Source organism: Lactobacillus helveticus DSM 20075 = CGMCC 1.1877 (assembly GCF_000160855.1).
Taxonomy (GTDB): Bacteria; Bacillota; Bacilli; order Lactobacillales; family Lactobacillaceae; genus Lactobacillus; species Lactobacillus helveticus.
In genome coordinates this window covers 23,063-32,482 of sequence record NZ_GG700754.1, presented here as the reverse complement: position 1 = coordinate 32,482, position 9,420 = coordinate 23,063, and the positions used below count along the sequence as shown (strand labels likewise).

Annotated in this window: 8 protein-coding genes, 1 tRNA gene and 2 pseudogenes; 9 read left to right on the top strand and 2 right to left on the bottom strand. The window is 36.9% G+C overall.

All coding sequences use genetic code 11. The features are described from left to right. The first annotated feature begins 41 nt into the window (after positions 1–41). The 4 genes and pseudogenes from HMPREF0518_RS05100 to hpt all read left to right on the top strand — a co-directional run bounded on the left by HMPREF0518_RS05100 (position 42) and on the right by hpt (position 3,169). On the top strand, positions 42–314 hold the full coding sequence (locus HMPREF0518_RS05100) for a hypothetical protein (protein WP_003626795.1): 273 nt from the start codon (positions 42–44) through the stop codon (positions 312–314). Positions 315–381: 67 nt separating this feature from the next. Further along, a pseudogene (locus tag HMPREF0518_RS10065) lies at positions 382–1,037 on the top strand (nitroreductase). Between the two features lie 92 nt (positions 1,038–1,129). Further along, entirely contained in the window at positions 1,130–2,491 is a 1,362-nt protein-coding gene (locus tag HMPREF0518_RS05090) for a hemolysin family protein (protein ID WP_003626789.1), read from the top strand. A gap of 108 nt (positions 2,492–2,599) precedes the next feature. Then, the gene (gene hpt / locus HMPREF0518_RS05085) at positions 2,600–3,169 is read left to right on the top strand and encodes a hypoxanthine phosphoribosyltransferase (RefSeq protein ID WP_003626788.1); all 570 of its coding nucleotides are present in this window, start codon (positions 2,600–2,602) and stop codon (positions 3,167–3,169) included. Here hpt and HMPREF0518_RS05080 read toward each other — a convergent pair. Further along, positions 3,148–4,446: pseudogene (locus HMPREF0518_RS05080) on the bottom strand (APC family permease). The gene hpt and the pseudogene HMPREF0518_RS05080 overlap by 22 nt on opposite strands. 102 nt (positions 4,447–4,548) lie before the next feature. Between HMPREF0518_RS05080 and HMPREF0518_RS05075 the strand changes: the two are divergent. The 4 genes from HMPREF0518_RS05075 (at position 4,549) to HMPREF0518_RS05060 (ending at position 7,934) form a co-directional block, all read left to right on the top strand. After that, positions 4,549–5,253 carry a GH25 family lysozyme gene (locus tag HMPREF0518_RS05075; RefSeq protein ID WP_003626785.1) on the top strand — a complete coding sequence of 235 codons (705 nt, stop codon included), beginning with the start codon at positions 4,549–4,551 and terminating at the stop codon, positions 5,251–5,253. Next, entirely contained in the window at positions 5,253–6,485 is a 1,233-nt protein-coding gene (locus HMPREF0518_RS05070; RefSeq protein ID WP_003626784.1) for a DEAD/DEAH box helicase, read from the top strand. The genes HMPREF0518_RS05075 and HMPREF0518_RS05070 overlap by 1 nt, the downstream gene beginning before the upstream one ends. After that, on the top strand, positions 6,482–7,810 hold the full coding sequence (locus tag HMPREF0518_RS05065) for a PTS sugar transporter subunit IIC (protein WP_003626782.1): 1,329 nt from the start codon (positions 6,482–6,484) through the stop codon (positions 7,808–7,810). Before HMPREF0518_RS05070 ends, HMPREF0518_RS05065 begins: the two co-directional genes overlap by 4 nt. Positions 7,811–7,861: 51 nt before the next feature. After that, positions 7,862–7,934 (top strand) — tRNA-Arg (locus tag HMPREF0518_RS05060). A 43-nt stretch (positions 7,935–7,977) separates the two neighbouring features. Here the strand turns inward: HMPREF0518_RS05060 and HMPREF0518_RS05055 are convergent. Further along, on the bottom strand, positions 7,978–8,166 hold the full coding sequence (locus HMPREF0518_RS05055) for a hypothetical protein (protein WP_023192258.1): 189 nt from the start codon (positions 8,164–8,166) through the stop codon (positions 7,978–7,980). Between the two features lie 107 nt (positions 8,167–8,273). Here HMPREF0518_RS05055 and wecB point away from each other — a divergent pair, with 107 nt between their 5' ends. Next, positions 8,274–9,416: a non-hydrolyzing UDP-N-acetylglucosamine 2-epimerase gene (gene wecB / locus HMPREF0518_RS05050; protein ID WP_003626778.1), complete on the top strand. Its 1,143-nt coding sequence runs from the start codon at positions 8,274–8,276 to the stop codon at positions 9,414–9,416. Positions 9,417–9,420: the final 4 nt, after the last annotated feature.

The following is a 9,420-nucleotide window of genomic DNA, read 5'->3' as shown; positions in this document are numbered from 1 at the left end:
TTTTTTTAATATAGAGGTAGAGAAAAGATGAGGAGAATTTGATGAAAAGATATCGACCAAATACAAAAGCAGTAATTGTTGGAATTTTCTTAATGCTGATTGGAATTTTGTGTTGTGTAATTAAAGCCTCGTTTATTCCTAAAGGTGCATTATACTTATTCCCTGTTGGATTGTTGTTGATTTGCGTGGGCGGATTGGAATTAACTATTACAGCTTTTATTGCTATGAGAAAAAATGATTTAGCAATGAGTGGCCACCTGAGAGCAATTGAAGCTCAGCGAAAAAAGGCTGAGATTAAAAAAGAGTCAAGATAGTCTAGACCTGTTAAACTATAATATGCATGAATAAAATAGAGTAATTTTTAAGAAGGGTAGAATAACAATGGATTTTAAAGAAGTTTTTCAAAAAGAACATGTAACTCGTAAATTTACTAATAGAAAAGTTCCTGAAAATGCAATTGCTGAAATTATTAAAAAGGCACAGCAATCCCCATCATTGCTTAATTCACAGCCTTGGAGAGCTTAGGTATTAGTAGGGATGCCTTGGAAGAATTTAAGAAGGCCTCCATTGAAAATAATGACAATGACGTAAAGCCAAACGAAGATTTCGCTTCAATGCTGTCAATTGATTGGGATGTTTTCCCAAGTAGAAATATGGTTACTATAGGTGCATCTTAGAGCTTCTTCTTTAGAAATAAATTGCAATTATTTTCACATGCTAATAAAACTATGTTCAATGCACCAGCAATTATTTTCTTGACAGTGCCTAAAAAGTCTCCAGCTTGGTCAGTATTTGATTTAGTTTTTTTTGCACAAAGTATTATGCTATTAGCTATTAATCGCGGCTTAGGAATTATGCCAGCTCACTCAATGGTTTCTTATCCAGATCTTGTTAGAAAATACGCTAAGATTACTGAAGACGAAGCAGTTGGTATGGCTACTGCAGTTGGTTATATCGATAAAAATGCAGAGATTAACGATCCAAAATTTATCCCAGCACGCGTACCTTTTGAAAAAATTTACAAATTAACTAAATAAGCCAATTTCAATTGTGTAAAACTGAACTATTACGGTTAATAAATGGTAAAATAGGTTTTAGTAATTAAGTTATAAAAAAAGGTGATAATGCTTTGATTCCAGCTCAGATAGCAACTAATCTAGTTGCAACTTTGTTAATTTTTGTTGTTGCTGCATTCTTTGTTGCTGCAGAATTTGCGTTAGTGCAAACAAGACCTAGTCAACTTGAAGATATGCTGGCTAAGGGTCAAGGCAACAAAAAGAAATTACAACATGCGCTTCATATGACGCATAATTTGAATGAGTACCTTTCAACTACGCAAGTAGGTACTACTCTTGTAGGAGTAGTTTTAGGTTGGTTTTCAGCTGATACGTTTGACGTTATTTTAGCGGATGCGTTTCATTTAACTCCGATGAGTGAATCGCTCATCAAGTCAGTAAGTGCAATTTTGGGTGTGATTCTTTTAACCTATTTGGAAGTTGTATTAACTGAAGTTGTTCCTAAGAATATCGCTATTGATAAACCTGTGAGGATGATGATGGCGATTGTTACACCGCTTCATATTTTCCACACGATTGTTTATCCATTCGTATGGTTGCTTAACACAAGCTCCAATGGTATTTTGAAGCTAATGGGTTTTGCACCAGCTGATGAAGAAAATGAGGTTTATTCTCAATCTGAAATCATCAAGTTATCGCGTAATGCGGTGCATGGTGGCTCGCTTGATAAAGAAGACCTTACTTATATGGAACGGGCCTTTGAATTAAACGATAAAGTCGCTAAGGATATCATGACTGATAGAACTCGTTTGTCAGTGCTTGATTCTACGGATATTATCGAATATGCCCTTAAGAAATACTTAGAAGAGGGATACAGCCGTTTTCCAGTAGTTAGGGATAAGGATAAAGATGATGTGGTAGGATACGTCTATGCCTATGATATTGTCCAACAGAGTCAAGTTGATAGCAGCGTTCCAGTAACTAGAATTATTAGAACGATTATCACTGTCCCTGAATCAATGCCGATTCAAGATATTTTGCATTTAATGATTTCTAAGCACACTCCAATTGTCTTGGTTGTTGATGAATATGGTGGTACAAGTGGTATCGTAACCGATAAGGACATTTACGAAGAACTCTTCGGTTCTGTAAAAGATGAAATTGATGACGTTTCTGATGATTACATCATCAAGGATAAAGATGGCAATGTTCATGTTTCAGGGAAGACTACCTTATATGACTTTGAACGTTTCTTCCACACAGATTTAAAGGCATTTCAAGATAGCGACATCATTACTATTGGTGGTTATATGATGGAACACTATCCTAACCTTAAAAAGGGTGAAACGATTGAACTCGAGGACTATAAATTTACGCTTGATAGTATTGAGCAAGGATTTATGCGATGGTTTATCGTAGCCCCAATTAATGTTAAAAAGAAAACAAAAGAGAAAGAAAAAAGCAGTCAAAAATAGAAACTGTTCAGAAAAAGCGTCTTTTAAGACGCTTTTTTTTGTATGAAGATGTTATAATTTCTTAATAATAAGAGTTTTAAACATAAATTGGATTGAGGGGTAGGTAAATTGGTTAAAGCCGACAATATCAACGATATTATTGATCATAAATTATTTTCTGAAGATGACATTCATGAAATGTGTGTCCGTTTAGGTAAGCAATTAACTGAAGACTATGCAGGCAAGAAGCCTTTAGTTGTAGGTGCTTTGAAGGGTGCAATTTATTTCTTAACAGATTTAACTCGTCAAATGGATGTTGCTCACCAATTAGACTTTATTGATGTTTCTAGTTATGGTGATGGTTTCGAATCAACTGGCAAAGTTAAGATCGTGACTGACTTAGCAACTGATGTTAAAGATCGTGATGTCTTGATTGTAGAAGATATTGTCGATACTGGTTTAACCTTGAAGTTCATGAAGGACTTAATCAAGAAGCGTGGAGCTAAGAGCGTTAAGTGTTGTGCTATGCTTAATAAGGAATCACGCAGAAATGTTGATGTTGACCTTGAATATTATGGTTCAAAGGTTGGCAACGAATTCGTAGTTGGTTACGGTTTGGACTTCTTGAACATGTACAGAAACATCCCTTATGTTGGTGTGTTAAAGCCTGAAGTTATTCAAAAATATGTGAACAAATAAAAGTAAATTGGCAAACCCAGCAAAGTTAATCCAATTCCAATTATTGATAGAACGAATTGATTAATAATTATGGAGACCACAATAAAAATACCACCTAGAATTTAAACGATGGGGATAAGTGGATACCACGGAACTTTAAAGGGTCTACGCAATTCGGGTTCGCGTTTTCTTAAAATAATGACTGCGATAGATAGCATAGTGTTAAAAGTCCACATGACGAAGACTAGCATATCTGTTAAAACAGTAAAGTTGCCCAGCAAAATCATTATAATGGCGATCGCATCTACAATTAAAGCTCCTATAACTGGTACACCAGTGTGGATGTTGGCTTTACCAATTTTATTTGAGAATGGCAAAAGATTGTCTTGGGCTAAAATGTATGGCGTGCGCATCCCTGTTATCATGAAGGCATTAACTGCACCATAGACAGAGATTAGAATGCCGATGGCTACCAGTTTCCCACCGAATTGACCAAATAATCTCATTGAAGCTTCAAATGCAGCGTTATTGTTGTTGACTAATTCATGAATTGGCAAAACGGTTAAAAAGGTGTAATTAATCAAAACATAAATTAAGGTAATGGCAGATAAACCAAAAATAATCGCACGTGATAGATCTTTTTCTGGATTTTTAACCTCATTAGCCAAGTTGGTAACAACGATCCATCCTTCAAAGGCAAAGAGGGCAGAAAGCAATCCTTGGCTGATGGCATTAGGAAAAGAAATATTGTCTCCTACTGTCAATGGAAAAATGGGAGCTGGAATTTTATTTTGATTAAAGAATCCCCAAATAATAATCAAAACAATTGGAATCACTTTTAAGACAGTGATAATAGACTGCATTTTGCTAGAAAATTTGGTGCCAATCAAGTTGATAGCTAGTAAAAATAATACAAGAGAAATAGCTATTAGATTAGCGTATTTTGCCTCTATGCCAAATAGTGAGACGAATTGTACCCCGAAAATGGAACTAAGTGCTCCAATTTGTGCAGGAAAATAAACAATCATTTGTGCCTAGCCAAATAGAAAGCCCCAAACATGGCCATAAGTATAATCCAAATATTTAATTACACCATTGATTTTCAAACTTGCTGCAATCTCCGAAATTGTCAATCCAGACGCAATAGAGATCACTCCGGCTAAGATCCATACAAAAATTGTGGTCGAACTACTGCCAGTTTGGGCCGTAATTGTTCCAATTTTAAAGAACACACCAGCTCCGATCACTGAACCAACTACGGTAGCAAGAGCTTGTCCAAAAGAAATTTGTCTTTTCATACTTTCACCATACTTAAAAAAGTTAATATGTAATTATTTTAGCACATTCAAGGCTTGGTATGATCCGCATTTTTAGTTAAAATAGTAGCGGGAGGAAAAGCCATGAAAAGGTATCATCATAAATATACTTTACCTGCAATTTTGACTTTATTAATTTTAGCAATTGCATTTCTTTTAATTGGCTTTTTTAATTTTAAAAGACAAACGACCTTGCCGCCAGACTCTAACTCTAGTCCGATAGGGATCGAGCTGAATCAAGATGTAGATTATGTGAATTTGCATAAGCTGCAGTCGAATGGAATTTCATTTGTTTATTTAAAATCCACACAAGGCAGATCTTATTTTGATGAAAATTATTTATCCTATCGTGATCAGATTTTAGGTACGCAACTCGCTTTTGGCAGCGAAATTTTATATAGTAATGAATCGACTGCTCGGCAGCACTATCGGTACTTTTTTAACCAAGTAGGCAATAATACAGGAAGCTTGCCGATTCTGATTGTACCGGTGGCTGGGCCTAGTAAAAAGTACTTACAGTCGATGAGTAAGTTTACTCGCATGTTGCAGCAACGAGGCAAAACAGTAATGGTAGAGCTTGATCAAAAGTATCGCCGATACTTTAATCAGGCAATATTATTTATGTCGACAGGTAAAAAAGCACCTAATAAATTAAAATATTCATTTTGGCGTTATACGACTAATGGACGCGTAAAAGATGTTTCTGATTTGGAAAAGGGCATCACGATGTACGCGTATAACGGAACCGTTGGTCAATATAAACAGAAGTATGGACAATTAACACAATAATGTATCAAGAAAAAATAAAACAAGTATTGCTCGAAGAGCATAAGACCGAACCAACAATAATACAAAAGCAAACCTATGATGCTATCAAAAATGGAGCCAGCCTGATAGGCTTAGCTAAAACAGGAACAGGTAAAACCTTAGCTTATGCTTTGCCTAGCTTAGAAAGAGCAGAAAAAGGCAATGCTAACAGCGTAGTAATTTTAGCTCCAACTACTGAATTAGCTGTTCAAATTCGACATGCTATTAATCCTTATTTGCATGCATTGGATTTAAAGGGAGCAACGCTAGTAGGAGCCGGTAATAGAAAAAGACAAGAGGATAATTTAAAGAAAAAGCATCCGGAAGTGATAGTGGCTACTCCGGGGAGATTCTTTGATTTCTTCTCAAGCGGTCGAATTAAAATAGCTCAAATTAAGACTATGATTATCGATGAAGCAGACGATATTTTGGAATTTGCCAAACTTGAACTATTGTCTGCATTAGGCCAAAATTTAGGCTCAGATAGTCAAATTTTGCTTTTTGGTGCCACTGATTCAGAGATTACGAGAGATGCAGAAGAATTGTTTGCTCGTAATTTCCTTTTAGTCGATGTGCGTAACCAGCAAAATTCAACTACCAAGCATTATTTCTTACAAGTTGATAATCAACATAAAATTGAATTTTTGCAAAGAATGACCAAGCTGGATCATTTTAAGGGTATTCTTTTCTTTGACTCTAATGAAACCATGATGCGTTTTGCCGGGATTTTTAGTCATACTAAGACTAAGTTTGAAATATTAGCTAATGAATTTGGCAAGCAGCGTCGTGAAAAAGCGTTAAACGATTTAGCTACAGGAAAGACTAAGTTGCTTCTAGCTACTGATCTTGCTGCACGTGGCTTGGATATTCCGGGTGTGACCTATGTTATCAATTTTGATATTCCAAGTGAGCAAAATACATATTTGCACCGTGCGGGGCGAACTGGAAGAATGAACGCCACAGGTTACGTGGTAACTTTGGGTGATGATCACGACTTCCGTGATCTAAAGAAGCTTTTAGCAGATCAGCTTCAAATAGAGCGCGTTTATTTTGCAGGTTATCATTTAACTACTAGCAAGCCTAAGAAGAAAGAAAGGAAGAAGGAAGCTGCTGCAGAAGTTAAACAGGTAGTTAAGAAAAAGCAAAAGAAGCACAAAAAACGTAATAAGAAAAATAAGGGATATCATCCTCATTATCTGAAGGTGAAGAAATGAATCGATTAGTTAGATGGCTGGAAGATTATGTATTGCCGATAGCTAAGCGTTTAGGGCAGATAAGGTGGTTAGTTGCATTAAGGGATGCTTTTGTTTCTTTAATGCCGATTACGATTGCTGGATCGTTAGCCGTTTTGATTAAAAGCTTGGTTGAAGCCGCTAAAATTCATTTAGGCTGGAACGCTTTTGCTTTTGCAATGCAGCCATTCGTATCAATTAGCAATTTAGTATGGCGAGGAACTTTTTCGCTTTTTGCCTTTTTCTTTGCTTTAGCGTTAGGTTATCAGTTAGCCAAAGCTTTTGAAGGAAATAGACTAGCTGCGGCGATTGTTTCACTATCATCGTTTGCCTTAAGCATTGCTAGTTTTGCAAAAATCAAATTTCATGGCGATAGTATCTTGATCAGGGATGCTTTTGATATCAGTCAGTTTTCAACTACGGGATTGTTTACTACTATCTTATTTGGTTCAGCTGGTTTCTTTATTTATTGGGCTTGTTATAAAGCAAGAATCATGGTTCATTTATCAGCTAATTTACCACATGCAGAACAGGCTGCCTTTGATTCGATGATTCCTGCGATAATTGCGATTTTTAGCGTGGGCGGAATTAATTATCTCTTTCAAGCATTAACCGGTCAGTATTTGGGCGATTGGCTATTAACTAGTATTCAAATGCCATTGGTTAAATGGGGCCAAGGCTTTGGTACAGTACTGTTAGTAACCATGTTAGTACAAGTATTTTGGTTTTTCGGAATCAATGGGTTGGGAGTTTTATCCCCAATTCTGGATTCGATCTGGTTAACTGCCCAAAATAGCAATATTACGGCGGTTCGTAATGGTCGTATTCCACCATACCTTTGGGGACGTGGATCCTTTGATGTTTTTGCTTGGTTTGGTGGTGCTGGTGGCACTGTGATGTTAATCGTTGCTATTTTAATGTTTTCTAAGCGAAGTGATTATCGTACGGTGGCTAAAATTGCGCTTGTACCAGGTATTTTTAATATTGGTGAACCGATCTTATTGGGATTGCCAGTTGTTTTAAATCCAGTTTATTTAATCCCGTTTGTGTTGGCACCAGTGGTTAGTGTTGCATTTTCTTATTGGGTGAGCGTAATGGGATTGGTTAATCCGGTACAAGTGGCTGTGCCAAGTATTATGCCACCGATTATCGGTCCATTTTTAGCCTGCAATTATGATTGGCGTGCCATTGTTTTAAGCATTGTCGATATGTTGATTACTTTGGCAATTTGGACGCCATTCGTTATTGCGGCAGATAAAATTGCGGATACCAATAATCCTAAGACATTTTTTACCACACAATTTTAGAAAAAAAGATTAACTATTACCCTATTTTTTGGTAAAGTTAATCTTAGGTTTGACCCCGTAGTTCATCTGGATAGAACAATGGTCTCCTAAACCGTAGAGGTGAGTTCGAATCTCACCGGGGTCATCAAAAAAGCCATCTGTGATGCAGATGGCTTTTTTTGTAAATACTAACCTAATGGATTGAGCATGATGTAAGTAATTAAGCCCCAGACGACAAAGACACAGATTAAAGCAGAATATAGCAAGCGTCGTCTAAGTTTAGCAGGTTTAGCCTTGTCCAATCCAAATACTAAGCAGAAACTGCCAATGATAATAAATAAGGCTGTAGTACTTAAAAAGATTAAACTAGAATTCATAAACATATCCAACTTTCTATAAATACACATTTAATTAAAACACAGAATTAAGATGCAAGATAGAAATAAATCAGTTATAGTTAAATAAGGTCATCGGAGGGAATTATATGAAGAAGATTAAAGTAATGACTGTCTTTGGTACAAGACCTGAAGCGATAAAAATGGCGCCACTTGTTTTAAAATTGAAAAAAGATGAGCGCTTTGACGAAGTGACTGCAGTCAGTGCACAGCATAGAGAAATGCTGGATCAAGTACTCGATATTTTTAAAATTAAACCTGATTACGACTTTAACATTATGCACAAGAATCAAACTTTGGAAGATATTACTTCGAAAGTGATGATTGATTTGTCAAAGGTCATCAAGGAAGAAAAGCCAGATGTTGTGCTGGTTCACGGTGATACGACAACTAGTTTTGCGGCGGGGCTTGCGACCTTTTATCAACAAACTACATTGGGACACGTTGAAGCGGGACTTAGAACTTGGAATAAGTATTCGCCATTTCCTGAAGAAATGAATCGCCAAATGACCGATGATTTGGCGGATTTATATTTTGCTCCAACTGAATTATCTAAGAGCAATCTGATTAAAGAAAATCACAAAGCAGACAATATTTTCGTAACTGGGAATACTGCAATTGATGCTTTGGAACAAACTGTGCAAAAAGATTACCACCACGCTGTTATGGACGAAATTACACCAGGGAGCAAGGTGATCTTGGTGACTATGCACAGACGTGAAAACCAAGGCGAACCTATGCGCCGCGTCTTTAAGGTGATGCGTCAGGTAATTGATTCACATCCCGATGTAGAAATTATTTATCCAGTGCACTTGTCTCCACGGGTGCAGGAAGTAGCTAACGAAGTTTTAGGCGGCGATCCTAGAATTCACCTGATCGAACCGCTTGATGTGGTTGACTTCCACAATCTAGCAAAACGCAGCTACTTTATCATGACGGATTCAGGTGGCGTACAAGAAGAAGCGCCAAGTCTGGGCAAGCCAGTGCTTGTTTTGCGTGACACAACTGAACGTCCCGAAGGCGTGAAGGCTGGTACTTTGAAGCTTGTAGGCACGCAAGTCGACGCAGTTAGAGAAAACATGCTAGAACTTTTAGAAAATAAAGAATCATATGACAAGATGGCGAATGCCAAGAATCCGTACGGTGATGGTCATGCTAGCGACCGCATTATGGATGCAATTTATTACTACTTCAATAAAGATGAAGCAGAAAAACCAAAAGATTTTGAATAAGAAC

Coding starts and splice junctions, on each gene's coding strand:
- HMPREF0518_RS05055 (WP_023192258.1), bottom strand. CDS start 8,166: ATGAATTCTAGTTTAATCTTTTTAAGTACTACAGCCTTATTTATTATC.
- HMPREF0518_RS05075 (WP_003626785.1), top strand. CDS start 4,549: ATGAAAAGGTATCATCATAAATATACTTTACCTGCAATTTTGACTTTA.
- HMPREF0518_RS05065 (WP_003626782.1), top strand. CDS start 6,482: ATGAATCGATTAGTTAGATGGCTGGAAGATTATGTATTGCCGATAGCT.
- wecB (WP_003626778.1), top strand. CDS start 8,274: ATGAAGAAGATTAAAGTAATGACTGTCTTTGGTACAAGACCTGAAGCG.
- HMPREF0518_RS05100 (WP_003626795.1), top strand. CDS start 42: ATGAAAAGATATCGACCAAATACAAAAGCAGTAATTGTTGGAATTTTC.
- HMPREF0518_RS05070 (WP_003626784.1), top strand. CDS start 5,253: ATGTATCAAGAAAAAATAAAACAAGTATTGCTCGAAGAGCATAAGACC.